Here is a 26,153-nt window from a genome sequence, read left to right as displayed (position 1 = left end):
TGCTAATTGTTTGCTTGGACCCCACCATTTGGGGGTTCGGGTGCGTTGGGCGCACCGAACGCCACATTGGGGTGCTTTACGAAGCCGGGGTCAGCGGTACTGCTGAGCCCCGAAGCCGTCGGCCACCGTCGCCGCCAGTTCCAGCAGGGCCAGGCGCGTGTCGCCGCCCAGGCGTTCCAGCTCGATCTCCGCGCCCTCCTCGAGGTGCGCGTCGAACGGGATGCGGCACACAGCGCGGACCTTCGCGCCGAAGTGGGCCGAGAGCTTGTCGAGGTCGACCGAGCTGCCCTTCGGGCGCACGGAGTTGATGACCACGACCGAGCGCTTCACCAGGTCGCCGTAGCCGTGGGCCTCGAGCCAGTCGAGCGTGGCCGAGGCGCTGCGCGCGCCGTCGACCGAGCCCGACGAGACGACCACCAGCGAGTCGGCGACGTCGAGCACGCCCTTCATCGCCGAGTGCATCAAACCGGTGCCGCAGTCGGTGAGCACGATGTTGTAGAAGTGCTCCAGCAGGTTGACCGTGCGCCGGTAGTCGGTCTCGGAAAAGGCCTCCGACACGGCCGGGTCCTGCTCACTGGCGAGGATCTCCAGCCGGCTGGAGCCCTGTGAGGTGTACGAGCGCACGTCGCTGTAGCGGGTGATCTTCTCGGCGTCGCGCAGCAGGTGCCGCACGGTCGCCGTGGTCTCGATGGCGATCTTCTGAGACAGCGTGCCGCGGTCCGGGTTCGCGTCCACGGCCACCACGCGGTCGCCGCGCAGCGACGCGAACGTCGAGCCCAACGTGGTCGTGGTGGTGGTCTTGCCGACGCCGCCCTTGAGCGAGAGCATCGCGATCTTGTAGCACCCGCGCAGCGGCTGGTTCACCCGCGCGATCAGCTCGCGCCGGCGCGTGTCGGCCGGGCTCTCGCCGGGGTTGAGCAGCTTGCCGGTGCCCAGGTAGAGCGCCTTGCGCCAGCCCGACTGCGGCGTGCGCTTGGCCTGCTTCACCAGGTGCGCAGTGGTCAGGTCGTCGGGCACGGTCGAGTGGCGGCCGCCGGGCTGCGGCAGGCCCGAAGGCGCCTGCTGCGACGGCGGTTGCTGCTGCGGGTAACCCGCGGGCGGGTACTGCTGCTGCGGCTGCAGCGGCGGGAGGTTCTGGTCGTACTGCTGCGGCGCGTACCCCGGCGGAACCTGCCCGGGCTGCACCGGCTGACCCGGTTGCGCCGGCTGGCCTGGCTGCGCTGCCTGTGCGACGGGCTGACCCGGCAGGGCGTGCGGCCCCGAGTTCGGGTTGGGCGAGGCCACGACCTGGGTCGGCTGGGCCTCGTACGCGTCCGCGGCCGGGTGCGGCGTCGAGTCCGTGCGTTCGTCGGAGAACAGTTCGGCCGCCGGTTCCGGAGTCGCCTCGGGCTGTGCCTGAGCCTGCTCGGGCTGCCCTGGAACACCGCCGGACTCCGCCCGGGTGGCCGCCTCTTCGCTGGGTCCGGTCACCGCTGCCAACCTCCCGATCGCACCGCCTGCTGGATCCTCAGGTATCGACGGTAGTCGGGGGGAGTGTTACGAACCGCGTGGACCCCCGGTCAGTTGACCCCGGCGTACGAGTGGAGTCCGGCAGTCACCAGGTTGACGAAGAACAGGTTGAAGATCGTCACCGCGAACCCGACGATGTTGATCACCGCTGCCCGCGTGCCGCGCCAGCCGGCGGTGGCGCGGGAGTGCAGGTAGGCCGCGTAGACGACCCACGCGATGAAGGCGACGGTCTCCTTCGGGTCCCAGCCCCAGAACCGGCCCCATGCGGCCTCGGCCCACACCGCGCCGCACAGCACGCCGAAGGTGAAGATCGGGAACGCCACGATCGTGGCGCGGTAGGCGATGCGGTCGAGCACGTCGGCGGCCGGGAGCTTGGGGCCGAAGCCGGAGAACTTGGCCGGGTTGCGGTCGTACGCGGTGCGGAAGAGGTAAAGCACGCTCGCCACGCCGGGCACCAGGAACACGCCGGAGCCGATGATCGCGGCCGACACGTGGATGTAGAGCCAGTACGACTGCAGCGCGGGCACGACCGGCGCGGCCACCGTGTAGAGCAGCGTGCCGTTGATGAACATCAGGATCACGACGGGCAGCAGCAGGAAGCCCGTGAGGTGGCGCACCGGGAACTTCCGGATCACGATCAGCCACGCGACCACCGTGATGAAGGTGACTGCCATGCCGTACTCGTACATGTTGCCCCACGGCGCGCGGTGCACGGCGAGGCCGCGCAGCACGATCGCGGTGAGCTGCAGCAGCGCGCCCAGCACCAGCAGCGAGGCACCCATGCGGCCGATGCGCTCGGGACGGCCGACCTCACGCGGAGCCTCGGGCTCGGCCGGGGTGTCGGCGTCCTCGATCACCGGCCCGCCGGCGCCGACCAGCGACTTCTGCGCGCTGCGCGCGTGGGCCTGGCGGCCCTTCGCGCCGAAGGCCTGCTCGAACAGCGAGAGCAGGAGCGCGAGGACGTAGATCGCCACCGTCGTGGTGTAGAACCAGTCGCTGTACTGCGACAACGTCTCGTTGATCTGCATGCCTCAGCTGCCTTTCCGGCCCGTGACCAGCCGTTCGCTGATCCGCTGGAACTCTTCGCCGTACCCTGCCTGGTCGGTGCGCGCCAGCCCGGCGACCTCGATCACGGTACCCGCGTGTCCGTCGTCACCCTGGCGCACCCGCACCCACACCCGCCGCCGCTTGACCAGCAGCGATCCGCCCAGGCCCGCGAACATCACGATCGCGAAGCCGAGCACGTACACCTGCGTGGGGTCGTGGGAGATCTGGAGGTTCACCCACTTGTTCACGCCGTCGAAGCGGACCTTGGTGCCGTCGTCGAGCGTCACCGACTGGCCGATGGCCAGGTTCTGCCGCGCGACGCGCTTGAGGCGCCCGTCGGCCACGCGGTCCTGGTCGACCTCGAACACCGACTGCCCGCGGCCCGCGTCGAGGCCGAGGTCGCCGCGCAGCACGTCGACGGCGACCATCGGGTTGTTCAGCTCGGGCGCGGTGGAGGTGAGGATCCCGCCGTGGACGAACGACGTCGGCGCCAGCACCCCGGTGATCGCGAGCTGCTTGGTGCGCCGCTGGATCTCGTCGGTGATGCCGGGCTGGTCGAACTTGGTGGCGCCCTGCGAGAGCATCGTGGTCGTGTCGGTGGGCCGCCACTGCGTGTTCTGCGTGCGCTGCTCGCCGTTCGGGAACGTCACGGTGAACTGGGGCGAGTAGCCGTTGCCCAGCAGGTAGACGCGGTCGCCGACGGTGCGCAGCGGGTCGTTGACCTGCAGGTTGTACGGCCGCCACGTGTTGGTCTTGAGGTCTTCGCCCGACTGGTACTGGATGTTCGAGTGGTAGTAGTCCGCCTCGCCGGCGGGCGTGTAGTTCGCGGTGAAGTCGTTGACCTTCACGCAGAACTCGTCGAGGTCGGTGCCGTCGATGCGCAGGCCGGCTTCGAACGAGTCGTAGTTGTAGATGCCGGAGTTGCAGAACTGGCTGCCGTCGGCCTGCACGATCACCTGGCCCTCGTAGCTGTAGAGCTTGCCGAGGGCGAAGAAGATGATCAGGCCGAGCATGCCGAAGTGGAAGAGCAGGTTGCCGGTCTCACGCAGGTAGCCGCGTTCGGCGGAGATGGAGAAGCCACCTTCTTCGTCCCGCTCGATCTTGCGCCAGCCCGAGAGCTGCTTGCGCACGTCTTCGCGGATCGATTCCGGGGTGCGCGCGGTGCGGACGATGCGGTGGTGCGGCATGCGCGCGAGGTTGCGCGGCGTCAGCACGGGCTTCGCGCGCATCTGCTGCACGTAGTCCCAGCTGCGCGGCGTGAGGCAGCCGACGAGCGAGATCATCAGCAGCAGGTAGATCGCCGAGAACCAGACGCTGGAGTAGACGTCGTAGAACTGCAGCTTGTCGAGCAGGCTGCCCCACCAGCCGTGGCTGGTGATGTATTCGTCGACCTTGGCCGCGTTGAGCCGGTTCTGCGGCAGCAGTGCGCCGGGCAGCGCGGCGAGCGCCAGCAGGAACAGCAGCACGAGCGCGGTGCGCATCGACGTGAGGCCGCGCCAGGTGTTGCGCAGGAAGGCGAGCAGCTGCTTGCCGGCCGACGGCCGGTACGGGCGCTGCGGGCTGGCCGGGGGTGCTTCGGTGGTGGTCACAGTGGCAGCACCAGGTTCGAGGCGACGGAGTTGCGGAGCCAGCCCATGACGTCTCCCCAGAGTCCGGTGACGAGCAGGATGCCGACGACCATCAGCAGCCCACCGCCGATGAGCTGCACGCGGCGGCCGTTGCGGCGCAGCCAGTCGGTGGCGCGCACGGCCCAGCGGGCGCCGAGCGCGATCAGCAGGAACGGCAGGCCGAGGCCCAGGCAGTAGACGAGCACCAGCAGGTACCCGCGCGCGGCCGCGCCGCCCGTGGCGCTCGCGAGGCTCGTGACGGCCGAGAGCGTCGGGCCGATGCACGGCGTCCAGCCGAGCCCGAACACCGCACCCAGCAGCGGCGCGCCCCAGATCCCACCGCCCGGCACGCGGTGCGAGCGGACCTCCCGCTGCAGGCCCGGGATCCAGCCGAGGAACACGAGCGCCATCGCGATCGTGAGCACCCCGCCGATGCGCTGCAACAGGTCCTGGTTGATCAGCAGCGTGTCCGCGAGCCAGACGAGCGTGCCGAGCGTCGCGACGAACACGACGGTGAACCCGAGCACAAACAGACCCGCCGCGCCCAGCACGGCGTAGCGGCCCTTCTTGCGTTCCTCGTCGACGCTCACCGCCGGCGCGTCGGCTCCCACCAGCGCCGCGAGGTACGCCAGGTACCCGGGCACGAGCGGCACCACGCAGGGCGACGCGAACGAGATCGCGCCGGCCAGCAACGCCACGCCCGCGGCGAGCAGCAGCGGTCCGGAGATCGCCAGCTCGGACACGGAGTTCACGCACTTGAGAGTAGGCAGTGAGCTTCGCGTGAGACGGGCGGGGGCAGCTCACAGGACGTACGCCACAGCCCGAACGGGACCAAGGTCCCACTCGTGACCGGCGCTGCCGGACGGATCCGGCGGCGCCGATCACCGAAGTGACGAGCGGGCGGGCAGGCTACTTCTCGGCCGCCAGCCGCTGCATGACCGGGACGAGGTCGGTCGCGAGGACGTCGCGCAGGAACACGGCCGCCACGCGGTGCTGTTTGTCCAGGATGATCGTCGAGGGAATGATGTTGCGCGGGTAGCCCTGGAGCTGCAGCAGCACACGGCCCGACGGGTCCCAGATGGACGGGTACGTGATGGCGCGGTCGCGCACGAAGTCCTGGGCGACCGAGCGGGCCGGGTCGCGGACGTCGAGGCCGACGATCGCCGCGTTGAGCGGCTGGAACTGCTTCGCCGCCTTCTCCAGCTCCGGCGCCTCCGCGCGGCACGGCCCGCACCACTGGCCCCACAGGTTGATCGCCACGGGCTTGCCCGCGAAGTCGTTCAGCGACAGCTGCTTGCCCTCGTTCATCAGGTCGTCGCCGGCCAGCACCGGGGCCGTCTGGCGCTTGTCGAGGGGGTAGGTGATGTCGATCTGCCCGCCGGGCGACACGAACGTGAAGGTGCCGCCGGAGACGACGGCGTCCTTGCCCGTCGAGCAGCCGGCCACCAGCAGCGCGGCGGCCAGCAAGGCACCGAGCGCCCGTTTCATGCGCCCGTCACCTTCGGGTCCGTGGTGCCCGCGGGTTCGCTGTAGACGATGTCCACCAGGGCCTCACCGTCGAAGACCAGCGACGTCAGCGAGGCCAGTGAGCACTGGCGGTTGCGCGGGTCGTGCCACAGGCGCTTGGCCTCGAGGAACCGGCGCAGCGTCCAGATCGGCAGCTGGTGCGAAACGCACAGGGCCTCGCGCCCCTCGGCCTGCTCGCGGGCGCGGTAGACCGCGCCGAGCATCCGGTGCGCGATCTCCACGTACGGCTCGCCCCACGACGGGCGGAACGGGTTGACCAGGTGCGGCCACGCCTTGGGCTGGCGCAGCGCCCCGTCGCCGACGGCCACGCGCTGGCCTTCGAAGACGTTGCCCGCTTCGATCAGGCCCTCGTCTGTCGCGATGTCGAGGCGGTGGGCGGCCGCGATGGGCGCCGCCGTCTCCTGGGCGCGCTGCAGCGGCGACGCGACGACGTGCGCGAGGTCGTGGCCCGCCACGGCTTCCGCGACGGTGAGCGCCTGGCGCTGCCCGCGGTCGGACAGCCGGAAGTTCGGCAGGCGGCCGTAGAGGATCTTGTCGGGATTGTGGACTTCGCCGTGGCGCAGGAGGTGGACGACGGTGGTCACGGCTTGACCGCCTCGGCCGCGGCGCGGGCGGCGGCCGGGAGGGCCGCCTCGATCACGCCGAACGCTTCGTCGTCCATCGCGGCGTTCACGAACCACGCCTCGTACGCGCTCGGTGGCGCGTACACGCCGGCGTCGAGTAGTGCATGGAAGAAGGCGGGGAAACGCCAGGTCTCGGTGGCCTGCGCGCCCGCGTAGTCGCGCACGGCGCCGTTACCGAAGAAGACGCTCACGAGGTTGCCGGCGTACTGCACGTTGTGCGCGACGCCCGCTTCGGTCAGCGCAGCGTCGAAGAGCCCGCCGAGCCGCTTCGCGTTGGCGTCGAGCGCCGCGTACACGGCGTCGTCGGCCGCGCGCAGCGTCGCGAGGCCCGCGGCGACGGCGACGGGGTTCCCCGACAGCGTGCCGGCCTGGTAGACGGGACCACCCGGCGCGAGCTTCGCCATCACGTCGGCGCGACCGCCGAACGCGGCGGCCGGCAGCCCGCCCGACATGACCTTGCCGAACGTGTACAGGTCACCGGCCACGCCTTCGAGGCCGAACCAGCCGGCGCGCGAGACGCGGAAGCCGGTCATGACCTCGTCCATGATCAGCAGCGCGCCGTGCTCGCGGGTGATCTCCGCGAGGCCCGCGTTGAACCCGGCATCCGGCGCGATCGCGCCCATGTTGCCCGCGGCCGCCTCGGTGATCACCGCGGCGATCTCGCCCTCGTTCTCCACAAAGGACTTCCGCACGGCGTCGAGGTCGTTGTACGGCAGGACGATCGTGTCCGCGGCCTGCGCGCCGGTGACGCCGGGCGAGGTCGGCAGCCCGAGTGTCGCGACGCCGGAGCCGGCCTGGGCCAGCAGCGCGTCGACGTGACCGTGGTAACAGCCGGCGAACTTCACGATCTTCGCCCGGCCGGTGAACCCGCGGGCGAGGCGGATCGCGCTCATCGTCGCCTCGGTGCCGGAGTTGACCAGGCGCACCTGCTCGACGGGCTCGACGCGACCGATGATCTCCTCGGCCAGCTCGACCTCGCCGATCGTCGGCGTGCCGAACGAGAGCCCGCTCGTGGCGGCCGCGCGCGCGGCCTCGACCACCTGCGGGTGGGCGTGCCCGAGGATCATCGGACCCCAGGACGAGACGAGGTCGACGTAGCGGTTGCCGTCGGCGTCCCACAGGTGGGGGCCTTCGCCGCGGACCATGAACCGCGGGGTGCCGCCGACCGAGTTGAACGCCCGCACCGGCGAGTTCACCCCGCCCGGGACGGCCGCCTTCGCGCGTTCGAACCAAACCTTGGACTGCTCGGTGCCAGTGCTCACCCGTCCAGTCTTGCAAATCCCCGAGCCCAGCCGGTGGCCGACGTCGCGCGCGTGGGCCGCGGTGCTCCACTGTGCTGCTCGTTACCAATCCGACCACGGTCACGGCGGGGACGGTTGCGAACCGGGGAAACGTCCGTTTGGTGCCCGCCTGCCTTTGGTCGGATTGGTAACCTGCCGATCACGGGCGGTTCAGCCAGGTGCCGCCGGGCCGCCGTGAACGGGGAGGGCAACGTGACCACGCCCACGCACAGGCGCAACCCCTGGGTCGTGCTCGTGGTGTTCTTCGTGCTGGTCGCCGTGGTCGCCGTCGTGGGGTCGCTCGCCGCCACGTCGGCGCCCGAGACATACGCGCGGCTCGTGCTGCCGGACTGGGCGCCGCCGGCGAAGCTGTTCGGTCCTGTGTGGACACTCCTGTACGTGCTGCTCGCGTTCGCCGGCTGGGTCTACTGGCGCACGGACGGCGAGACGCAGGGCTTCGCCATGTACGGCGTCAGCCTGCTGTTCAACCTGCTCTGGACGCCGCTGTTCTTCGCGGGCGGCTCCACGCGGCTGGCCTGCGTGGACATCATCCTGCTCGGCTTCACCACGCTGATGACGATCGGTTTGTTCTACCGCCGCTCGCACCTGGCCGCGGTGCTGCTGCTGCCGTACTTCCTCTGGATCGTCTACGCGACCGCGCTGAACGTGGCGATCATCGCGCTGAACGAGAACCTCAACTAGCGGCCGCCGCCGTGAAGACGTGGGCGACGGTGCCGCGGCTGAACGCAGTGGTGCGCACCGGTTCGAGGGTGAGCGGCTTCGTGAAGAGCCGCTCACCGGCGCCCAGCACGACCGGGTGGACGACGAGGCGGTACTCGTCGATCAGGCCGGTCTCGATCAGGGACCGGGCGAACCGGACGCCGCCGTGGGCGAGCAGGTAACCGTCGCGCTCCTCCTGCTTGAGCCGCGTGACGGCCTCGGCGAGATCGCCGGTGACGATCGTCGTCTCGGGCCAGTCGGCGGTGGTGAGCGAGTTCGAGAAGACGATCTTGGGGATGTCGTTCATCGGCTGGGCAAACGGCCCGGTCGCGGTCGGCCAGAAGCCGGCCACCTGCGTGTACATGGTGGCGCCCATGAGGTGCGCACCGGCGCCGCTCAGCGTCTCGACGTTCGCCGCGGCCCCGTCCTCGGAGCGGCCCGCGGCGAACCAGTCCACGCGCCCGTCGGCCGGCGCGGCGTAGCCGTCGAGCGAGACCGACATCTTCAGCACGAGTGCGACCATGCGCCGGAATCGTACGCGGGAACGACCGGCCCGGGGTCCGGTTTGCGAAGCGCGGGTTTCGCTTTCCGGCCGGACGCCGCGTGACGAGGACAGCGGCGCCCTGTGCCTGACTTGCGATGGCGAATGCCTGCTCCGGCCGATGACCAGCGAGTATCGACCTCCCGGAGAGGTGCCGGCCGGCGAGTGGCGGCCGACGACCAGCGCAAAGGAGCGCGCCGATGGACCACACGGTGACGAGGACCGACCCGGCCCCGCGAGTCGACGGTGACGACCCGGGGCGGTGGAGTCTGCGCCAGCTGTGCCGGGCGACTCGGTTCGAGGTCTTCCGCGAGAACCTGAACAGCGTCTTCTACCCCGCGAAGGTCGAAGTCCGGGAACGCGCCGCCCGGTGCTCCCCAGCTCCCGCCTCAGCGCGGCGGAGCTCCGGCACCTCACCGTCGGGTACGTCTGCTTCGGAACCGAAACCAGCGTCGACCCGGGCGCCCTGGGCGCCTACCACGTCAACATCCCCACTTTCGGCGCCGTCGAGTCGCACTGCGGGCCGCGCGGGATGATCGCGACGCCGGGGCACGCCGCGGTGTTCACCCCGTCGGAGCACACGTACCTCCCGCGCTGGGCGGCCGACGCCAAACAGATCTGCGTCAAGATCTCCACCCGCGCTCTCGAAGCGGAACTGGAGGGCCTGCTCGGTCTCCCGGTGGGCACCTCCGTCCGGTTCGATCTCGATTTCTCCCTCACGTCGGGCGCCGCGCGAAGCTGGTTGTCCACGGTGAAGCTGCTGCTGTCCGAGCTGGCCGATCGGGAAAGCCTGGTCCACCGCTCGGAGCGGCACCGCGATCACCTCGAGTCCATGGTCGTCGACGGCGTCAGCGGCCGGCGAGTGCAGCAGGGCTTCCAGGAACACCTCGGCATCACCCCGATGGCCTACCTCAGGCGCGTCCGCCTCGAGCGCGCGCGGCAAGACCTACGGGAGAACGCGGGTTCCGTGAGCGATGTCGCCAACCGCTGGGGGTTCTCGAACCTCGGGCGCTTCTCCCGCGCCTACCGCGAGCAGTTCGGCGAGACACCGTCGGCCACGCTGCGCGACGCGCGGCAGACCAGGCCGCTGTTCCTTCCCGGCAAAGGGTTTCGCGATCCGTCCTGCGCCGTCGCGATCAGGGCACGCCACGACCGGCGGCCGTCCTACCGTCGACGCGCGCGGGTGCCAGGAGCCCGCCGGACGGAATGGAGTGACGATGGTGGTGGAGCAGGCCTACCTGCGGATCGCCGGCAGGCGCGAGAACGACTTCGAAGAGGCGTTCCGCGCGGCCAAACCCCTTCTCGCGCAAGCGCAGGGCTGCACGAGCGTGGAACTCTTCCGCGACGCGGAGCACCGCTCGACGTACCTGCTCCACGTCGGCTGGGAGCGGCTCGAAGACCATCTGATGGTCTTCCCCGCGAGCGATGGGGGCAAGCGGTTCGCCGAACAGGTCGCGGGTTTCTTCGCCGACGAGCCCGAGGTTCGCCACTTCGAAAGCACCGACCGGGGCGTCGCCTGATGGATTTCTCTTGGGAGACGGCGACTTCGGCCGTGATCGACAGCTTCCGCGACACCCCCGACCCGCGGTTCCGAGGACTCAGCGGCATTGCTGGTGAGTGTCATCGCTTCCTCTATCCGTTCTGCGCGGTGACCACCGTGTCACCACCGGTCCAGCGTGGACCGGTCATGACGACGAAGTTAGGAGCAGCAACGGAGCCGGCCCAGCCGCTCCACGTACCCACCCGGCCGGAATGCGCAACGAGGCCGCGGACTTCGGCCGACGACGACCACCGCGGTGAACCGACCGGCCTCGGTTGCGCGGTCCGGAACGCGACGCAGATGAGCGTCGAGCGTGGCCGCGCCGGCCAGAGTGTCGATGTCGAAGAGACGCCCGGCAAACGCGGCTGCCGGCAACCCGGCGGACGCCGATCGGCCCGAGCACCCGATCCAGCGGCACCCGCATGCGGTCCGGATCGGCTTCGTGGAGCCGCGGCCGGATGACCGTGTCGTCACCGGCGCTGACCACCGTGACCCGCAGCTCGTCGTCGGCCAGCCCCCGTTCCTGGCGCAACTCGGCCGCGCTCGCGGCGCTGGACGCCCCCGCGAACCCGCCTAACTGCTCGCGCCCGTGTAGCGGCGCAGGCCCGTGCGCCACACGAACATCGCGACGAGGACCGCGGCGGCGGTGGTGACCAGCGCGCCGAGCACGAGCAGTGCGTCGACCGGGCGGGCGAGGACGCGGGCCGGGGCGGAGGCGACCACCGCGAGCGGCAGGACGTAGGTGAACACGCGCCGCAGGGGGCGGGCGTAGATGTCGGCGGGATAGCGGGCGAGCTGCCAGACGTTGCCGAAGAGGCTGTGCAGGTCGAGTTTCGGCGCCCAGAACGCGAGGCTGGCGAAGATCATCCCGACCGCCCATGTCGTCACGGTCGCGGCCCCCACGAGCACAGTCCACACCGAGAACGCGCCGGCGCCAGGGAACCGCGGCAGCTCGGCCGCGCCGGCGAAGACCACGCCGAGGCCCAGCAGGATCTGCACGCCGGCGAGCGGCGCGGCGGTGGCGAAGCTGACGAGGAACATGCTGGGCGCCGGCTGCAGCAGGTGGTGGTCGAGGCGGCCCTCGCGCACGCCGCGCGTCGGGAAGCCGGCGAGGTTCGGGTCGACGAACGTCGTCTTCACGCCGCTGAGCAGCTCGAACGTGCCGATGAGCACCAGCACCTCGGGTCGCGTCCAGCCGGCGAGGGTGGTGGTGCGGGAGAAGATGACCAGCACCGTGGCGATCGTCGAGGCCAGCGCGACGACCGACAGCACCGCGTCGAACACGAGGTTCGCCCGGAACGCCAGCGCCTGGCGCAGGGACAACGAGAAACTCGTCGCGAACAACCGAAGCAGCTTCACGCGCCCACCGCCGTGTAGCGGCGTACGCCGGAGCGCCAGACGACCACGGCGGCCACCGCGAAGACCACGCACCAGCCGGCCTGCAGCGCCACGCCCGACGCCGGCAGCGTCCCGGAGGCGATGTCGGCGGGCAGCCCGAGCATGGCGTGGAACGGCAGCAGCGACGCCACGGTCCGCCAGGACGCGGGCAGATCGGCCAGCGGCGCGGCGATGCCACCGAGCAGGAACACGAGGATGTTGCCCAGCGCGACGATCGCGTGCACGCGTTCGGTCCAGAACGCCGCCAGCGCCAGCAGCCAGGTCCACAGGAACCGCAGCACCGCGGCCAGCACGAGCGACGGCAGCGCGAGCAGCACGTCCGGCCAGCGGTAGGACGCACCGGTGACGAGGGCGACCACCACCGTCAACGGCAGCCCGAACAGCGCCAGCCAAAGCCGGATCGCGAGGTTCTCCCCCGCCGGTCCGAGCACCACGGGCTGGGGTTCCAGCAGGCGGGCGCTGATCTTCCCGTCGTACACCGACTCGGCGAAGGTGTAGTCCTCGAACGAAGCCGTGAGCAGGTGCACGGCCACCAACGCGACGAAGTACCGCACGATCCGCGCGTCGCCCGGGAGCACGGCGGACCACACGACGAGCCCGATCAGCGGCCCGATCGCGTAGTTCACGACCAGCGACGCGGTGAACCACCACGTGCCCGCCCACTCCAGGAACTGGTGGCGCACCGCCAGCGCGAGCAGCCGGGCCGCCCTCACACGCCCTCCCGGTACGCGCGGTCCAGCACCGTCTCCAGCGACGGCTCCTCCACCGCCAGGTCCACGACGTCGAGCGAGGTCAGCAGCTGCGACGTCACACGGGCGACGTCAACCCGCGGCACGCGCAGGTCCCACGACACCCCGCTGGTGGCCACGACCTCGGCGACCCCGTCGAAGTCCTCCTTCACCGCCGCGGGCGCGCTGATGCGCAGCAGCTTGTACGGCGAGAGCCGCGCGGCCAGCTCTTCGCGCGGACCGTCGTACTGCACGCGGCCGTGGTCGACGAGGATCAGCCTGCGGCACAACGACTCCACGTCGGCCATGTAGTGGCTGGTGAGCACGATCGTGGCGCCGGTCTGCGTGGCGTAGGCGGCGAGGAACCGGCGGATGGCCGCGGCGGCGGACACGTCGAGGCCGAGCGTCGGCTCGTCGAGGAAGAGCACTTTCGGCCGGTAGAGCAGGGAAAGCGCCAGGCCCGCGCGCATCTTCTCGCCGAGGCTGAGCGCGCGCAGCTGCCGGTGCAGCAGCGGGCCGAGCTCCAGCAGCTCGGCCAGCTCGTCGAGCCCGGCGTGGTAGCCGGCTTCCGGGATGTCGTAGAGAACGCGTTGGTACTGCAGGGAATCCAGCACGGTCAGCTCCTGCGCGCCGCCCGTGGGCTGGCTGCCGCGCACGAGCGCGATCTGCTTGAGGAACGGCGTGCGGCGCTGCCACGGCGTGAAGCCGAGCACCTCGACGGACCCGGCCGTGGGGTGCAGCAGGCCGGACATGAGCTTCATCGCGGTGGTCTTGCCGGCACCGTTGGGCCCGAGCAGGCCGACGACTTCACCGGCCGGGACCTCGAACGACAGGTCGCGCACGGCCTCGACCTCCCGGTAACGCCGGTGCACCAGCGAGCGGAACGCGGCCTTCAGCCCCGCCTCCCGCACCGGGACGCGGTAGGTCATCGACAGGCCGTCGACGACGACGGCGCTCACGGCCACAGTTCGTCGTACGGCAGCGTCGCGAACAGCTCGTCCCACGCGGCGTCGTCGCCCTGCCAACGGCCTTCGAGCAGCGGGATCTCGCGGTACGCGATGCCGGGCGGAAGCTTGTCGAGGTCCTCGGGAGTGGTGCGGCGCAGCCAGAGGAGGGCGAAGTCGTGGCCGGGGTAGCGCTCGCGCAGGGTGGTCTGGAGCCGTTCGAGGTCGGCGGCGGTCTCGACACCGTTGGCGTCCTGGCGGACGTACAGCACGCGCTGCGGTGAGGCGACGAGCTCCCGCCAGCGCCGGGCGAGGAACGCCAGCTTCTCGCGGACAGCGGGAAGCTGTTCTTCGACGTCTTCGAGCGTGAGCTTCGCGTCCGGCTTGGCGTGGAACTCGTGGTAGAACTCGATGCCGGCGTCGAGGTCGATGGCGCCTTCGCCGTCGGTGGTCAGCGCCATGCGGCCGGGTTTGAGCAGGCCCCGGAAGTCGGTGTCGAGGGCTTGCTGCACGAAAACCAGGTCGATTTCGAGCCAGTCGAAGAAGTGCGCGGACTCCTGGCCGGTGATGCGGCGGATCTGGTAGGTGGACTCGCAGTGCTGGCCGAGCCCCACACACAGGTCGAACACGGTTCTCCTTCCTGAACTACCGGGCCACGCGGCGGGCGAACTCCCGCTGCAGCACGGGCGGTTCGAGCGCTTCGAAGTCGAGACCGCCGGGGCGGATCTTCTTGCTGTCCAAGGCCAACGCGCTCACGCGGCCGGAGCCGCACCAGCCTTCGGGGTCGAGCTCGGCGATGGGGTCGCGGTAGGCCTCGTCGATCGGCACGATCTCCCAGCCGGCCTCCCGGAAGGCGCGGGCGGCGTCGGCGATGAAGAGGGTGTTGAGGTCGTTTTCGTGCAGCAGCACCACGTGGGCGGGTGAGCGGCCGGTGGCGGCGACGGCGAGCTGGTCGTAGAACTCCGCCGGCGCCAGGAGGGACTCGACGTAGAGGTCCCGCAGGGCTTCGCGGTCGTACGCGCGGCCCGCGCGGACGGTCTCGGCGACGAGGGCGTCGAGGTACCAGTCGAGGGTGAGCACGGTGACGTAGGCGTTGCGCAATCCCCGTCGCGCCAACGCTTTCCGGACGGCGGCGCGCTTGGCCGGGTCGTCGTCGCCCTCGTCCAGGAACGGGAAGCGGAACCACGGCCGGGCGCCTTCGCGGCCTTCGAACCACTCGGCGGCGCGGTCGAGGTCGGCGAGGTAATCGGCGACCGACGTGTCCGCCAGCCGTAGGTGGCTGTAGCTGTGACTGCCGAGCACGTGGCCGGCCGCGGTGTAGGCGTTGATCCGGGCCTCGCCGCCGACGCCGCGCGGCTGCTGGAAATCGCCGACCACGACGAAGAACCCGGCCTGTTCGGGAAGCTGCTCGACGAGGGCGGCCGTGCGTTCGTCGGGGGTGAAGAAGACGCCCGGGTCGTGCGGGGTGTCGTCGAAGGTGAAGGCCACGCGTTTAGTCGGCATCGAACACTCCCACCGGCTGCACCTGCACGTCACCGCTGCGGTCGAGCTTGTCCCACGCGCCGCGCCGGCCGGTCACGATCCGGGCCCAGGCGATCCACGTCGCCCACGAACCCACGACCGGAATGACCACAGTGGACCGAAAGCTGGTGCGCGCGGCCACCAGTCCCGCCGCCGCCCGGCCCGCCGCGTCGAGGGACCGCGCGAACCTCCGTGACACGACGAAGTAGCCGTAGTTGACCACGATCGTGAGCACGGCCACCGCCACCACCTCGGGCAGGTCGTCGCCCCGCAGAAGCAGCACCACGGCCGACAGCGGCAGCAGCACCGCGCTCGGCACGGACACCAGCGGCAGGACGGAGTTGTTCCACAGCAGGTACAACCACAGCATCGCCGCGATGCCGCCGCGCCGCAGCGCCGGCCACGCGATCCTCAGCAGCACCTGCGTTTTCCCGGTGGCCCAGCGCACGCGCTGGCGGCGCAGGCTCGCCATCGTGTCCGGCGCCTCCGTGAGCACGGCCGCGGAAGCCTCGTGCACCGTGCGCTGGCCGGCGAGCAGCAACGCGAGCGTGAGGTGCGCGTCTTCGGCCAGCGTGCCCTCGGGGTACCCACCGACCGCGGCGACGGCCCGCCGCCGGAACGCGCCGATCGCGCCGGGGATCACGGTGATCCGCCGCATCCGCGAGAAGGCGCGGCGCTCGATGTTGTTCGCGGTCTCGTACTCGTGCACCTGCGCGGCGTACACGAAATCCTGCGCCGGCCGGCGGTTGCCGACGATCATCTGCCCGGACACGGCGGCCACGCGCGGGTCGGCGAAGTGGCCGAGCAGGCGGGCGAGGGTGTCGGGCAGCACCTGCGTGTCGGCGTCGACGGAGACGAAGAACTCCGTGGTCACGGCGGTCAGACCGTGGTTCAGCGCGGCCGCTTTGCCGAGGTTGCGCTGGCCGAGCACGAGGATCACGTCGCCGTAGTGCGCCACTGCTTCCCGCATCACCGCGCGGGTGGCGTCGGTGGAGCCGTCGTCGACGCAGATCACGTGGTCCAGCTCGACGCCGCGCGAGGCGAGGATGGCGTCGATCGTCTTGCGCAGCACCTTGGCCTCGTTGAAGCACGGCACGAGCACGGACACCCGCCGGCGCGGCCCGCTCGGCGGTGGTGGCACGGGTTTGCGTGCGAGCGCGAGCAGCACGAAACCTTGCCCGGACGACCAGACGGACAACAGGGTCAGCACCCAGAACACGACCGTCATGACGGGCCGAGATCGTCCGGCGTGAGCTCGACGTCGGCGAACGCGTCCAGGTACGCGGTGATGGAGGTGCCGGCCTCGTCGCTGCGGCTCTGCCCGCTCTCGAGGTAGGCGAGCACGCCGTACGGACCGCAGAGGTGTGCGGCGCCGAGCAGCGACGCCGGCGACGGGTCGCTCGACGACCACAGGTCACCGCCGGATTTGGCGAAGTGGCGGTCGAGGATGCTCGCGTTGTGCCGCAGCGCCCGGCGCAACACCGCGAGCTGACGGTCGTGGTCGCGCAGGTCGGCGAGCGAGTGGATGCCGTCGCGGCCGGTGAACGTGCCGCGCCACTCGTTGACGTCGGTGCCGATGCGCCAGTGCCCGGTGCCCTCGTCGAGGTGGACGTGGCTGGTGGTGCCACCGCGCCAGGTGCGTTCCGCCAGGGCGGGCGCGTAGTACGACGGGAGTTTGACCTCCTCGCCGTCGAGGACCACGGCTTCGCGCACCGGGCGGTAGTACTGCAGGTCGATGAGCAGGCCTTCGCCGAACTGGAACCCGACGAACCCCCACGGGTTGATCACGGCGGCCTGCACGGCGGTGATGCCGGCGGAGCGCTCGAACAGCTCGGCCGTGCCGGTGCGGCGGAGGAACTCGGCGATGGTGATGCGGTCGGTCACGGGGGCGCCGGTCTCGGCGTCGCGCATGAGCCGGCCAGGGCGCTCGACCTGCCAGTAGTCCATGACGGGGTTGTCGAGGTTGTCGACGTACCAGTCGAGGTTTCGCGAGTCGAGGCGGGATTCGAGGTCGAGAAGGCGACGGGCGAACGTCATGCGAGTCCCTTCACCGGTTCGAGGTCTGCAGGCAGAAAGCGCTTCCTGGCGAAGAGGACGTTGTACTGGTCTTCGGTCTGCGTGTCTCGGGCGAACGGTTCGAGGCCGTGCTGGCGGAGCTTCTCCACGACGTCGGCGGCCAGCCATTGGTCCTGCCAGAACGGGGTTTCCTCGACCTCGATCTTGAGCAGGTCGCACCGGTCGAGGAAGGTTCCCGCGCCGCTGAGGACTTGTTCCGTGGCGCCTTCGACGTCCATCCACAACGCGAACGGCCCTGGTGCGGCGGCGAATTCGCGGTCGAGCGTCGTCGCCGCGACGGTGACCTCTTCATACTCGACGTCGCCGAGCCAGTCGTCGCCTCTGCGGCGCAGGAGGGAGTTGTAGCCCTCGACGCGGTCGTCGGCCAGGCTGGCGCTGTCGGTGATCACCAGGAAGGTGACCTCGCCGGGTTCGCTCGCCAGCGCCTGGTGGCGGTAGTCCACACCACGCGCCGCGAAGTCCGTGGCAGCAGTGAACTTCCGGTGCACGTAGGGATTCGCCTCGAACGCCACCACCGTGCACTCCGGCACCGCTTCGGCGACCCTCAGCGAAGTCTCGGCCTCGAACGCGCCGGCTTCGACGAAAATTCTGGGCTGCAGCAGGGAAATCCGGTCGAGGAACAGCGCGTCGAGTTCCGCGACCGTGCTGGCTGTCCGAATTTTCCCTTCCTGGACCCGGAAATTCACTGGAGCGCTCCCGTCGTGCGACACCGGCCTCTCTCCAGTGATCCACGCGGGACGCGCCGCGAGCAAGGAAGACTAAGGGAATTACCACCGTCAGGGGTCCGATGGGTGCACGATCGGACACGGAACCGGGTACCACCGGTTAGGGCGGCACCCGGCCGGGTACCTAGTCCTGGATGCGGTAACGCTCGGCGACAGCGTGGAAAGCCGCCTTGGGCTCCCACGGCAGGCCGGGGTACGTCGTGCCGGTGCGGTCCTCGAACACCTTGACGATGCCGCCGCCCGCGAGGTCGAGGTCGTCGCGCGGGTCGCCGTCGGGGCGGTGCGGGTGCGTGCGCAGGGCGAAGAGGTAGACGAACGCGCTGTCCACGCCTTCTTCCTCGAAGATCTCCAGCAGTTCGGTCAAGTACTGGGCCTGGCCGGGTTCGTCGCGTTCGTAGACGTCGTTCAGCCGGACCGGCCGGCCGTGCTCGTCGTTCTCGACGATCTCCATGCTGCGCGGCGCGACGTCACCGGCGCCGCGCCAGGTGGCCGTGCCGAACCCCGTGATGACCACGGGTTTGTCCTGGCGCGTCAACGTCCGCACGCCTTCGCGGAACACGTCGGCGACGGCGGCCGAGCGGATGAGCTCCAGCGTTGTGAAGTCGAACAGGTCCCAGTCGACGCGCTCGAACTGGATGGCCGCGTAGGTGACCTTGCCGCCGAAGATCTTGCGGATCGCCGGCACGGCTTCGCGGAAGAAGTCGCCGAGGCGTTCACTCGCCTTCGCCAGGCGCGCGGGCCGGTCGGCCGGGTCGCCGAGCAGCCAGCCGAGGCGCTGCTCCAGCGTGGCGCCGTCGGCGAAGCCCTGGACCATCACGGACAGCTCGGCTCCGGCGACGAACACGACCTCCGCCCCGGTGCGGCGGATCCGCTCGGCGCGTTCGGCGCAGTCGGCGAAGAGCGCGTGCAGCTCGTCGACGGTCAGGTCCAGCGGGTACGACGAGAACCACACCTCCAGCCCCAGCTCGGCCGCGAGCCGGCCGGCGATCTCCAGCCGCTCGGGGACGCCGCCGACGAGCTGGACGGCGGTGCAGTGCAGGTCGTCGCGGATGATCGTGAGCTCGCGCCGGACGACGTCCGCGTCGAAGTCGTCCCAGGAAGTGGCTCCGTTGCTGAGGAATCCGGTGTCGTAGGCAATGCCGTTGGCTCTCATGGCGGCGAGGCTAGCTCGCAATATTGCGTGCGCGCAAGATTGCTGATCCGCAGGTTTTCGGCTTTACTGGACCGGTGACCGGTCTGCGTGAACGCAAGAAGCAAGCCACCCGCACGGCGTTGAGCTCCGCCGCGTTGCGGCTGGCAGTCGAGCGCGGCGCGGAGAACGTGCGGGTCGACGACATCGCGGAAGCCGCCGGGGTCTCACCGCGGACCTACAACAACTACTTCGCGAGCCGCGAGGACGCGATCGTCTTCGCCGTGACCAGCGACCGCGAAGCGCGGGTCGCGGCCGCCGTCCGTGCTTCTCCGGCCGGCTTGGCAGACGCGGTGGTGGAGGCCGTTGTTTCGCAGTACACCGAGCCCGACGAGAACGCCCGCGAAGCACTGCTGCTCATCACGACAAGCCCCGCATTGCGCACCGCGTACGCGCGCTCCGCGACGGCGCTCGAACCGCCGCTGACTTCCGCGCTGGCCGAGCGGGTACCGGACGGGCCCACCGCCCGTGTGCTGGCCGCCGCGGTCGCCGCCGCGGTGCGGATCGCACTCGAACAGTGGGCCCAGCCCGTGACCTCGGGTTTTGTCGTGGTTTCGGGTTCCCTGCCGGACTTGCTGCGGACGTCGCTGGCCCCGTTGGTGCCGGCCCTCGACGCCGCCGAGCGTTAACGCGCGGGCTGCTGCACGATCGCCTGCGCGGCGACGGTGCCGTCGGAGCCGGGGCGGCCCTGGACCGTCACGGTCGCGCCGGGTTTGAGGTCCGACAGCTTGCCGGGCTGGGTGAGGCCGACGGTGGTCGAGTCCGAAGTGGACACGGTGACGTCGGTGCCCTGCAGGGTTTTCAGGGTGACGGTGGTGCCGTCGACCTTTTCGACCGTGCCGACGGTGCCGCGGCCCGCGCCGCCGCGGGCGCCGGTGAAACCGCCGGAGCCCTGGCCCTGCTGGGCGGCGCCGGTGCCCGCCCCGGTCCCCGTACCCGTACCCGTGCCGGTGCCGCGGCCGCCGAAGCCGCCGCGGGCGCCGCTCTGCTGGCCGCCGGTGCGGGCAGCCGCGGCACCGCCGCCGCCGGAACCGGAGCCGAAAGCCGCGTGCGTCCAAGCGCCGCCGGCGAAGGACAGGGCGATGACCAGCAGGCCGGCCAGCACGAACGTCGGTTTGCCGAACGGCTTGGCGACCCGCTTCATCTCCTGGTTCAGATCACCGTCGACCGCCGGAGAAGCCACGATCTCTTCCGGCGAAGGCGAAGGAGAAGCCGCCAACGGCGCCGTCACCGGTGGGAACTCGGTCGTCGGCTCGTCGGGGACGGGGTTTCCCAACCCGGGCGACTGGGTGGACGAAGACATGTGCGAAGGCTCCTACTCGTGCCGGAGGGCGTCGATCGGGCGCAGGCGCGAGGCCCGGTTCGCCGGGAAACTGCCGAAGAAGAGACCGATCAGCGCCGACACCGCGAAGGCCAGCACGATCGACGACGGCACCACCACCGGGGTGATGCCCGCGAAGCTGAACTGGCTGCCGACCACGCCGATCACCACGCCGAGGAACCCGCCGAACAGGCTCAGCATCGTCGCCTCCGCGAGGAACTGGCCGAGGATCGCCGAGCGCGGCGCGCCGATCGCCTTGCGGATGCCGATCTCGCGGATCCGCTCGGTCACGGTCACCAGCATGATGTTCGTGACGCCGATCCCGCCCACCAGGAGGGAAATCGCGGCGACGGCGCCCAGCAGCACGGTGAACGTCTGCGTGGCCGACGTGCGCGTCGCCAGCAGTTGCTCCGAGTTCTGGATCTGGTAGTCGGGGGTGCCGCCGAGGCGGATGCCGTGGCGCGCGTTGAGGATCGCCGTGATCTCGGCCTGCGCGAGCGACACGGAGTCGGCCGAGGTGGCCTGCACCGCGATCTGGCTCAGGTTGCCGTAACCCGCGAGCGAGTTCTGCACCGCGCTGATCGGGGCGATGGCGACGTCGTCCGCGTTCTGCAGCCCCGTGCTGCCCTTGGCCTGCAGCACGCCCACCACGGTGAATTGGATGCTGTTGAGCAGCACGTTCTTGCCCACCGGCTCCGCGGTGCCGAACAGCGCCTGGGCCGTGGTCGGGCCGAGGACCACGACCTTGCGCGCCTGCGTCACGTCCTCGGTGGTGAACAGCGCGCCGTCGGCGATCTGGCGGTTGGTCGTGGTGAAGTAGGCTGGCTCGGTGCCCGCGACCGTCGAGATGTCGTACGACGTCTGCCCGTAGGTGGCCGTCGCGCTGGTGTTCACCACCGGCGACGCGGCCTTCACGTCGGGCGCGCCGACCGGGTCGACGAGGGCGTGGGCGTCCTGCACGGTCAACGGCCGCGCCTCGCTGCCCTGCCCGCCGCCGCGCGACGGCGACACGTTGACCACGTCCGTACCCAGGCCCTGGATGCTGGCGGCGATCGCGGCCGAAGCCCCGTTGCCCACTGCAACCAGCAGGATCACCGACGCGACACCGATGGTGATGCCGAGCGTGGTGAGCGTCGAGCGCAGCTTGTTGGCGGTGAGGCCGCGCACGGCGAAGCGCAGCACCTCGAACACGTTCACGCGACCACTCCGACGCTGCGGTTGAGCTCGTCGCTCACGATCCGGCCGTCGCTGACGCGCACGACGCGGTGCGCGTGCTCGGCGACCTCGTCCTCGTGCGTGATCACGACGATCGTGCGGCCCAAGGCGTTGAGCCGGTCGAACACACCGAGCACGTCTTCGGTGCTGGCGCGGTCGAGGTTGCCGGTGGGCTCGTCGGCGAGCAGCAACGCCGGTCCGGTCACCAGGGCCCGCGCGACGGCGACGCGCTGCTGCTGGCCGCCGGACAGCTCACTCGGCAGGTGCTTGGCGCGCTCGGTGAGCCCCACCATTTCCAGTGCCGCCAGTGCCCGTTCCCGCCGCGCGGCCCGGCGAAGTCCACTGTAGACGAGCGGAAGTTCCACATTGGACAACGAACTCGTACGCGGCACGAGGTTGAACGACTGGAAGATGAACCCGATCTTCCGGTTGCGCAGCAAGGCGAGCTGGCGTTCGTTGAGGTCCGCGACGCTGAACCCGTCGAGCAGGTATTTGCCCGAAGTCGGCACGTCGAGGCAGCCCAGCATGTTCAGCAGCGTCGACTTGCCGGAGCCGGACGCGCCCATGATGGCCACGTACTCCCCCGGCCGCACGACGAGGTCGACCCCGCGCAGCGCGTGGACGGCCGTCTCGCCGGCGCCGTAGGTCTTGCGCAGTCCGGAGACCGCGATCACGGGTTTCATCCGCGTCCCCCGCCACCGAAGCCACCCTGGCCACCGCGGAAGCCGCCGCCGGCGCCACCGGTACCGCCCGTGCCGCCGAAGCCGCCGAACCCACCGGCGCCGGCGCCGCGCTGGCCCGCGCCGCCCGTGGCTGTGGTCGGCGACGCGGCCGTGAGCACCACGTTCTCGCCTTCGGTCAAGCCGGACTTGATCTCCACAGTGGACTCGCCGCGCACGCCGATCTCCACCTGCTGCGGCACGTTCCGGCCGTTCTCCTGGATCGTGACGACGTTCGTGGTGCCCGCCGTGGTGACGGCGGCCGCCGGCACGCTCAGCACGTTGTCGGCCTCGGCCACGGTGATCACGACGCTCGCCGACTGCCCGGGCCGCAGCCCCGACGGCGGGTTGGTGAGCGTGAGCTGCGCACCGTAGGAGACGACGTTGCCGCTGGTCGTGGGCGTGAGGTCGACCTTCGAGACGGACGCCTGGATCGGCTGGTCGGGCGAGGCGTTGAGCGTGACGGTGGCCTTCTGGCCCGCCTTCACCTTGCTCACGTCGATCTCGGCGACGGAGGTGTCCACGAGCAGGTTGGTCATGTCGGTGATCTGGACGAACCCACCGGACGACGAGCTGCTCGACGAGCTCGCGGACGAACCTTGGCTGTTGCCACCGTTCCCGCCGTTGCCGCCGGAACCGCCGCTGCTCGCCGTGCTCCCCGACCCGCCGCTGCCGGCCTGCTGCCCGACGGTGCCGTTGATCGCCGTCACGGTGCCGGCGCCGGGAGCGGTGAGCACGGTGGCGTCGACGGCCGACTGGGCCGTGTCGACGTCGAGCTGCGCCTGGTCCACTTTGGCCTGCAGCGAGGTCACGGACTCCTGGCTCTGCTGCTGGCCTTGGCCCTGCCCGGCGCCGGAGCCCGACGTGGTGGTCGGAGTGTCCTCACCGGTGGCGAGGTTGTCCTCCGCCACGGCGAGGTTGTCCTTGGCGACCTGAAGCTGTTTCTCGGCCTGCGTCGAGTCGATCGTGGCGAGCTTCTGCCCCGCGCTCACCACGTCGCCGACCTTCACGTCGATGCTCGTGACCTTGCCGGAGGTCGTGAAGTTGGCGGCGCCGGTGTAGCCGCTCGAGAGGGTGCCCGCGGCGGAGACCGTTTCGGTCACGTCGCCACGGCGCACCGGGGTGGTGCGGGTCTGTGCCTGGGCGGTGTTGCCCGCCGGCGTGAATGCTTGGTAGATCCCGAAAGCCGCACCGCCGAGCAGTACGACCAGCACCCCGTTGATGACCCATGTCCGGGTACGCAGCCGCGTCATGGCCGCAAGACTGGTGGCGCTGCTTAGCAGTCAGCTGTTGGTTCCCTGTGGGCCAGCTGTGGATGTGGCGCCTCGAGTTGCGGAGTCAGCGCTTCTTCCGGCGGTGCCGCGCACTCACCGCGAGCAGCAGCTGACGAACCGCGTCCACCACGAGCACAGCGCACAGCGCGCCGAGCGCGAGCGCCCCCGCGATGTGCCCGCCGAAGTACCGCTGCGACGCCAGCTGGGCGCCGTCGCCGGCGGTGGTGACGACCGTGACGACACCCGCGTGCCACAGCACGAACGCCAGCCACAGCGCCAACGCGGCCACGACGAGCTCGCCGAGCGCCACGAACGCGCGCCACGGCTGGTTGAGCCGCGCCGGCTTGGCCGAATCGCCGGGCCACAGATCGGCGCCGGTCGGCTGGGGAAGGTCGATCACGGGATCAAGCCTCTCAGGTTTCTCGCCCTGCGTCATTTCGTCTCGTTCGCCTCGACCAGCCGGGTGAGCGCCGCCTTGAGGGCCTCGACGTCCCGGGCCCACGCGAGCACGACCGTGCCGTCGTCGAGCTTCACGGGCAGCTCGTCGTACTTGTTCGGCACGCTCCAGCCTCCGCCGAGCACGCGCGCGCCGACGGGGGTGCCGACGTCGGTGACGTCCGCGATCCGCTTCGCCTCGACGCTTTCGCGGCCCTGGCGCAGCTGCTGCGTGGTCACCTCCAGCGAGAGGAACCGCCTGCGCGCGTAAACCCACGGGATCGTGAGCCCGCAGAGCGCGACCGCGATCAGCAGCCACGGGATCCAGTGCACCGGTCCGCCCGTCGCCAGCTCCGCCACCGCGCCGAGCACCGCGAACAGCGGCCCCCAGGCCAGCGAGCGCCAGCCGACGCCGGGTTCGGAGTAGAGCGTGCGGTCCATTACAGCTGCTTGCCGACCTTGGGGAAGAAGTCCCTGGTGCTCGGCAGGTACAGCAGCACCACCAGGATCACCAGCAGCAGCGACGACACCACCGAGAACACGCTGCGCACGAGCCCGAGCTGGAACACCAGCCCCAGCAGCGCCAGCATCGTGACCACGGTCCGGGCCGAACGCGTGCCCTCGCGGGCCTTGTAGGCGAACAGCACCATGATGATGCTGAAGCAGAGCGCGCCGACGAACAGCGCCCACACGAGCGTGGTGGCGTTGGAATCGAGCTGCGCCATGTCGAGCTTGCGGCCGGCCGGCGTCGCCTTCACGGCCTGGTCGACGAGCTGCTGCTTGAAGAAGATCGTGACGACCTGGCCGATCAGCAGCACCACGGACGCGGCGATCGTGAGGATGAACGCGGCCTTGACCGGGCCCGGGGCCTGCTCCTTCGACGGCTCCGCGTCGTTCTGCAGGTACCCCGGGGACGACGCGACGGGCGGCGCCTTGGGGAAGCCGGTCGGGAGCTCTTTCGCCTGCTCCTCGACGTGCTTGACCTGCTCGGGCTGCTCGACCTGCGGGGCGGGCCCTGCCTGCTCGGCCTGTTCGGCTTCGTTCGGCGCGGGCTCCGGCTTCGCGAGGTTCTCGCTGGTCAGCCCCGCGGGTTCGGCGGTGTTGTCGTCCTTCTCGGCCACTCGTGGACTCTAGCCCAGTGCGGGCTCAGTCGAGCCAGGCGGCGGCTTCGGTGGCCCAGTACGTGAGGATCAGGTCGGCGCCCGCGCGGCGGATTGACGTGAGCACCTCCAGGATCGTGCGCTCGCGCTCGAGCCAGCCGTTGGCCGCGGCGGCCTCGACCATCGCGTACTCGCCGGAGATGTTGTACGCCGCCACCGGAACCGGCGAGATGTCCGCCGCCGCCTTGATGACGTCCAAATAGGACAGTGCCGGCTTGACCATGATCATGTCGGCGCCCTCGCCGAGGTCCAGCTCGATCTCGCGCAACGCTTCGCGCGCGTTGCCCAGGTCCTGCTGGTAGGTCTTGCGGTCGCCCTTGAGCTGCGAGTCGACGGCCTCGCGGAACGGGCCGTAGAACGCGCTGGCGTACTTGGCCGAGTAGGCGAGGATGGCCTTGTCGCTGTGGCCCACCTCGTCGAGCGCGCGGCGGATCACGCCGACCTGGCCGTCCATCATGCCGCTCGGCCCGAGCACGTGCGCGCCCGCTTCCGCCTGCGCCACGGCCATTTCCGCGTACACGCGCAGGGTCGCGTCGTTGTCCACTGCGCCGTCCGCGTCGAGCACGCCGCAGTGGCCGTGGTCGGTGAACTCGTCGAGGCACGTGTCGGCCATCAGCACGGTCGCGTCCCCGAGCTCCTGGCGCAAGTCCCGCAGCGCGACGTTGAGGATCCCGTTCTCGTCGACGGCACCCGATCCCTCGGCGTCCCGCGTCTCCGGCACGCCGAACAGCATCAGCCCACCGACACCCGCGTTCACCGCGTCGACCGCGGCCTTCCGCAACGTGTCCCGGGTGTGCTGCACAACCCCCGGCATGCTCGAAATCGGCCGCGGCGCGTCAATCCCCTCGGCCACGAACATGGGCAGAATCAGCTGACGCGGGCGAAGCGTCGTTTCACCGACCAGCCTGCGCATGGCCGGCGTGGTACGGAGCCTGCGGGGTCGATGCTCAGGGAACACGCCGTCCACGGTACTCCCGCTGCTCGGGGGGCAATTCGGCTGCCCTCGGGAAAAACCACGTTCTGACAAGGTGTCCGGAAAATGTCGGGCGCGGAA

General features: G+C 70.5%; 28 protein-coding genes and 1 pseudogene. 4 read left to right on the top strand and 25 right to left on the bottom strand.

Going from position 1 to position 26,153, the window contains the following annotated elements; translation table 11 throughout:
* Positions 1-90: 90 nt before the first annotated feature.
* From AB0878_RS08750 to hemL, 7 genes are all read right to left on the bottom strand, one after another.
* Positions 91-1,470 (bottom strand): AAA family ATPase, encoded by a 1,380-nt coding sequence (locus AB0878_RS08750; protein WP_366577881.1) that lies wholly within the window; start codon positions 1,468-1,470, stop codon positions 91-93.
* Between the two features lie 89 nt (positions 1,471-1,559).
* On the bottom strand, positions 1,560-2,537 hold the full coding sequence (ccsB, locus tag AB0878_RS08745; RefSeq protein WP_366577879.1) for a c-type cytochrome biogenesis protein CcsB: 978 nt from the start codon (positions 2,535-2,537) through the stop codon (positions 1,560-1,562).
* A 3-nt stretch (positions 2,538-2,540) separates the two neighbouring features.
* Positions 2,541-4,145 carry a cytochrome c biogenesis protein ResB gene (locus tag AB0878_RS08740; RefSeq protein ID WP_366577877.1) on the bottom strand — a complete coding sequence of 535 codons (1,605 nt, stop codon included), beginning with the start codon at positions 4,143-4,145 and terminating at the stop codon, positions 2,541-2,543.
* Positions 4,142-4,915, bottom strand: a complete 774-nt coding sequence (locus AB0878_RS08735; protein ID WP_220245958.1) for a cytochrome c biogenesis CcdA family protein — start codon at positions 4,913-4,915, stop codon at positions 4,142-4,144. The genes AB0878_RS08740 and AB0878_RS08735 overlap by 4 nt, the downstream gene beginning before the upstream one ends.
* A 157-nt stretch (positions 4,916-5,072) precedes the next feature.
* The gene (locus AB0878_RS08730) at positions 5,073-5,651 is read right to left on the bottom strand and encodes a TlpA disulfide reductase family protein (protein ID WP_366577875.1); all 579 of its coding nucleotides are present in this window, start codon (positions 5,649-5,651) and stop codon (positions 5,073-5,075) included.
* On the bottom strand, positions 5,648-6,274 hold the full coding sequence (locus AB0878_RS08725; protein WP_220245956.1) for a histidine phosphatase family protein: 627 nt from the start codon (positions 6,272-6,274) through the stop codon (positions 5,648-5,650). Before AB0878_RS08725 ends, AB0878_RS08730 begins: the two co-directional genes overlap by 4 nt.
* Complete coding sequence (gene hemL / locus AB0878_RS08720) at positions 6,271-7,575, bottom strand: glutamate-1-semialdehyde 2,1-aminomutase (RefSeq protein ID WP_366577873.1); 1,305 nt, start codon at positions 7,573-7,575, stop codon at positions 6,271-6,273. Before hemL ends, AB0878_RS08725 begins: the two co-directional genes overlap by 4 nt.
* Before the next feature lie 231 nt (positions 7,576-7,806).
* On the opposite strand from hemL, the gene AB0878_RS08715 reads away from it, so the two are divergent.
* The gene (locus tag AB0878_RS08715) at positions 7,807-8,295 is read left to right on the top strand and encodes a TspO/MBR family protein (RefSeq protein WP_366577871.1); all 489 of its coding nucleotides are present in this window, start codon (positions 7,807-7,809) and stop codon (positions 8,293-8,295) included.
* On the opposite strand, the gene AB0878_RS08710 is transcribed toward AB0878_RS08715, so the two are convergent.
* The gene (locus AB0878_RS08710) at positions 8,288-8,836 is read right to left on the bottom strand and encodes a dihydrofolate reductase family protein (RefSeq protein ID WP_366577869.1); all 549 of its coding nucleotides are present in this window, start codon (positions 8,834-8,836) and stop codon (positions 8,288-8,290) included. The two genes, AB0878_RS08715 and AB0878_RS08710, sit on opposite strands and share 8 nt — an antisense overlap.
* 280 nt (positions 8,837-9,116) lie before the next feature.
* Between AB0878_RS08710 and AB0878_RS08705 the strand changes: the two are divergent.
* Both AB0878_RS08705 and AB0878_RS08700 read left to right on the top strand, forming a co-directional pair.
* Positions 9,117-9,908: pseudogene (locus AB0878_RS08705) on the top strand (AraC family transcriptional regulator); the annotation flags it as partial.
* A 163-nt stretch (positions 9,909-10,071) separates the two neighbouring features.
* Positions 10,072-10,374, top strand: a complete 303-nt coding sequence (locus tag AB0878_RS08700; protein ID WP_366577867.1) for an antibiotic biosynthesis monooxygenase — start codon at positions 10,072-10,074, stop codon at positions 10,372-10,374.
* A gap of 593 nt (positions 10,375-10,967) precedes the next feature.
* Here the strand turns inward: AB0878_RS08700 and AB0878_RS08695 are convergent.
* The 9 genes from AB0878_RS08695 to AB0878_RS08655 form a co-directional block, all read right to left on the bottom strand.
* The gene (locus tag AB0878_RS08695; protein WP_366577865.1) at positions 10,968-11,753 is read right to left on the bottom strand and encodes an ABC-2 family transporter protein; all 786 of its coding nucleotides are present in this window, start codon (positions 11,751-11,753) and stop codon (positions 10,968-10,970) included.
* Positions 11,750-12,505, bottom strand: coding sequence for an ABC-2 family transporter protein (locus AB0878_RS08690; protein ID WP_366577863.1), 756 nt, complete (start codon positions 12,503-12,505; stop codon positions 11,750-11,752). The genes AB0878_RS08695 and AB0878_RS08690 overlap by 4 nt, the downstream gene beginning before the upstream one ends.
* Positions 12,502-13,479: an ATP-binding cassette domain-containing protein gene (locus tag AB0878_RS08685; protein WP_366577861.1), complete on the bottom strand. Its 978-nt coding sequence runs from the start codon at positions 13,477-13,479 to the stop codon at positions 12,502-12,504. Before AB0878_RS08685 ends, AB0878_RS08690 begins: the two co-directional genes overlap by 4 nt.
* Complete coding sequence (locus tag AB0878_RS08680) at positions 13,476-14,093, bottom strand: DUF1796 family putative cysteine peptidase (RefSeq protein WP_366577859.1); 618 nt, start codon at positions 14,091-14,093, stop codon at positions 13,476-13,478. The genes AB0878_RS08685 and AB0878_RS08680 overlap by 4 nt, the downstream gene beginning before the upstream one ends.
* Before the next feature lie 16 nt (positions 14,094-14,109).
* Positions 14,110-14,967, bottom strand: a complete 858-nt coding sequence (locus tag AB0878_RS08675) for a polysaccharide deacetylase family protein (RefSeq protein ID WP_366577858.1) — start codon at positions 14,965-14,967, stop codon at positions 14,110-14,112.
* Positions 14,957-16,213, bottom strand: a complete 1,257-nt coding sequence (locus AB0878_RS08670; protein ID WP_366577856.1) for a glycosyltransferase — start codon at positions 16,211-16,213, stop codon at positions 14,957-14,959. The genes AB0878_RS08675 and AB0878_RS08670 overlap by 11 nt, the downstream gene beginning before the upstream one ends.
* Entirely contained in the window at positions 16,210-17,022 is an 813-nt protein-coding gene (locus tag AB0878_RS08665; protein ID WP_366577855.1) for a hypothetical protein, read from the bottom strand. Before AB0878_RS08665 ends, AB0878_RS08670 begins: the two co-directional genes overlap by 4 nt.
* Positions 17,019-17,747 carry an FkbM family methyltransferase gene (locus AB0878_RS08660; protein WP_366577853.1) on the bottom strand — a complete coding sequence of 243 codons (729 nt, stop codon included), beginning with the start codon at positions 17,745-17,747 and terminating at the stop codon, positions 17,019-17,021. Before AB0878_RS08660 ends, AB0878_RS08665 begins: the two co-directional genes overlap by 4 nt.
* A 163-nt stretch (positions 17,748-17,910) precedes the next feature.
* Positions 17,911-18,939 carry a hypothetical protein gene (locus AB0878_RS08655; protein ID WP_366577852.1) on the bottom strand — a complete coding sequence of 343 codons (1,029 nt, stop codon included), beginning with the start codon at positions 18,937-18,939 and terminating at the stop codon, positions 17,911-17,913.
* A 74-nt stretch (positions 18,940-19,013) separates the two neighbouring features.
* On the opposite strand from AB0878_RS08655, the gene AB0878_RS08650 reads away from it, so the two are divergent.
* The gene (locus tag AB0878_RS08650) at positions 19,014-19,604 is read left to right on the top strand and encodes a TetR/AcrR family transcriptional regulator (RefSeq protein WP_366577850.1); all 591 of its coding nucleotides are present in this window, start codon (positions 19,014-19,016) and stop codon (positions 19,602-19,604) included.
* On the opposite strand, the gene AB0878_RS08645 is transcribed toward AB0878_RS08650, so the two are convergent.
* From AB0878_RS08645 to hemB, 8 genes are all read right to left on the bottom strand, one after another.
* Positions 19,601-20,278, bottom strand: coding sequence for a DUF5666 domain-containing protein (locus tag AB0878_RS08645; protein ID WP_366577848.1), 678 nt, complete (start codon positions 20,276-20,278; stop codon positions 19,601-19,603). The two genes, AB0878_RS08650 and AB0878_RS08645, sit on opposite strands and share 4 nt — an antisense overlap.
* A gap of 12 nt (positions 20,279-20,290) precedes the next feature.
* On the bottom strand, positions 20,291-21,493 hold the full coding sequence (locus AB0878_RS08640) for an ABC transporter permease (RefSeq protein ID WP_366577846.1): 1,203 nt from the start codon (positions 21,491-21,493) through the stop codon (positions 20,291-20,293).
* Positions 21,490-22,194: an ABC transporter ATP-binding protein gene (locus AB0878_RS08635; protein WP_366577844.1), complete on the bottom strand. Its 705-nt coding sequence runs from the start codon at positions 22,192-22,194 to the stop codon at positions 21,490-21,492. The genes AB0878_RS08640 and AB0878_RS08635 overlap by 4 nt, the downstream gene beginning before the upstream one ends.
* Positions 22,191-23,483: an HlyD family efflux transporter periplasmic adaptor subunit gene (locus AB0878_RS08630; protein ID WP_366577843.1), complete on the bottom strand. Its 1,293-nt coding sequence runs from the start codon at positions 23,481-23,483 to the stop codon at positions 22,191-22,193. The genes AB0878_RS08635 and AB0878_RS08630 overlap by 4 nt, the downstream gene beginning before the upstream one ends.
* An 85-nt stretch (positions 23,484-23,568) precedes the next feature.
* A complete protein-coding gene (locus AB0878_RS08625; RefSeq protein WP_366577841.1) occupies positions 23,569-23,904 on the bottom strand; it encodes a hypothetical protein in 336 nt (111 codons plus the stop codon).
* A gap of 32 nt (positions 23,905-23,936) precedes the next feature.
* Entirely contained in the window at positions 23,937-24,380 is a 444-nt protein-coding gene (locus tag AB0878_RS08620; protein ID WP_366577839.1) for a hypothetical protein, read from the bottom strand.
* Complete coding sequence (locus tag AB0878_RS08615) at positions 24,380-25,060, bottom strand: hypothetical protein (protein WP_366577837.1); 681 nt, start codon at positions 25,058-25,060, stop codon at positions 24,380-24,382. The genes AB0878_RS08620 and AB0878_RS08615 overlap by 1 nt, the downstream gene beginning before the upstream one ends.
* Before the next feature lie 25 nt (positions 25,061-25,085).
* On the bottom strand, positions 25,086-26,057 hold the full coding sequence (hemB, locus tag AB0878_RS08610) for a porphobilinogen synthase (RefSeq protein WP_366577835.1): 972 nt from the start codon (positions 26,055-26,057) through the stop codon (positions 25,086-25,088).
* Positions 26,058-26,153: the final 96 nt, after the last annotated feature.

Source organism: Amycolatopsis sp. NPDC047767 (assembly GCF_040704195.1).
In the GTDB taxonomy this organism is placed as follows: domain Bacteria; phylum Actinomycetota; class Actinomycetes; order Mycobacteriales; family Pseudonocardiaceae; genus Amycolatopsis.
The sequence above is the reverse complement of the archived record's forward strand: the minus strand, read 5'-3'. Positions and strand labels throughout refer to the sequence as shown.

Bases quoted from the DNA above. Each gene is read 5' to 3' on its own strand.
- AB0878_RS08700 (WP_366577867.1), top strand. From the start codon at position 10,072: ATGGTGGTGGAGCAGGCCTACCTGCGGATCGCCGGCAGGCGCGAGAAC.
- AB0878_RS08730 (WP_366577875.1), bottom strand. From the start codon at position 5,651: ATGAAACGGGCGCTCGGTGCCTTGCTGGCCGCCGCGCTGCTGGTGGCC.
- AB0878_RS08670 (WP_366577856.1), bottom strand. From the start codon at position 16,213: ATGACGGTCGTGTTCTGGGTGCTGACCCTGTTGTCCGTCTGGTCGTCC.
- ccsB (WP_366577879.1), bottom strand. From the start codon at position 2,537: ATGCAGATCAACGAGACGTTGTCGCAGTACAGCGACTGGTTCTACACC.
- AB0878_RS08645 (WP_366577848.1), bottom strand. From the start codon at position 20,278: ATGTCTTCGTCCACCCAGTCGCCCGGGTTGGGAAACCCCGTCCCCGAC.
- AB0878_RS08665 (WP_366577855.1), bottom strand. From the start codon at position 17,022: ATGACGTTCGCCCGTCGCCTTCTCGACCTCGAATCCCGCCTCGACTCG.
- AB0878_RS08620 (WP_366577839.1), bottom strand. From the start codon at position 24,380: ATGGACCGCACGCTCTACTCCGAACCCGGCGTCGGCTGGCGCTCGCTG.
- AB0878_RS08675 (WP_366577858.1), bottom strand. From the start codon at position 14,967: ATGCCGACTAAACGCGTGGCCTTCACCTTCGACGACACCCCGCACGAC.
- AB0878_RS08710 (WP_366577869.1), bottom strand. From the start codon at position 8,836: ATGGTCGCACTCGTGCTGAAGATGTCGGTCTCGCTCGACGGCTACGCC.
- AB0878_RS08635 (WP_366577844.1), bottom strand. From the start codon at position 22,194: ATGAAACCCGTGATCGCGGTCTCCGGACTGCGCAAGACCTACGGCGCC.
- AB0878_RS08630 (WP_366577843.1), bottom strand. From the start codon at position 23,483: ATGACGCGGCTGCGTACCCGGACATGGGTCATCAACGGGGTGCTGGTC.
- AB0878_RS08655 (WP_366577852.1), bottom strand. From the start codon at position 18,939: ATGAGAGCCAACGGCATTGCCTACGACACCGGATTCCTCAGCAACGGA.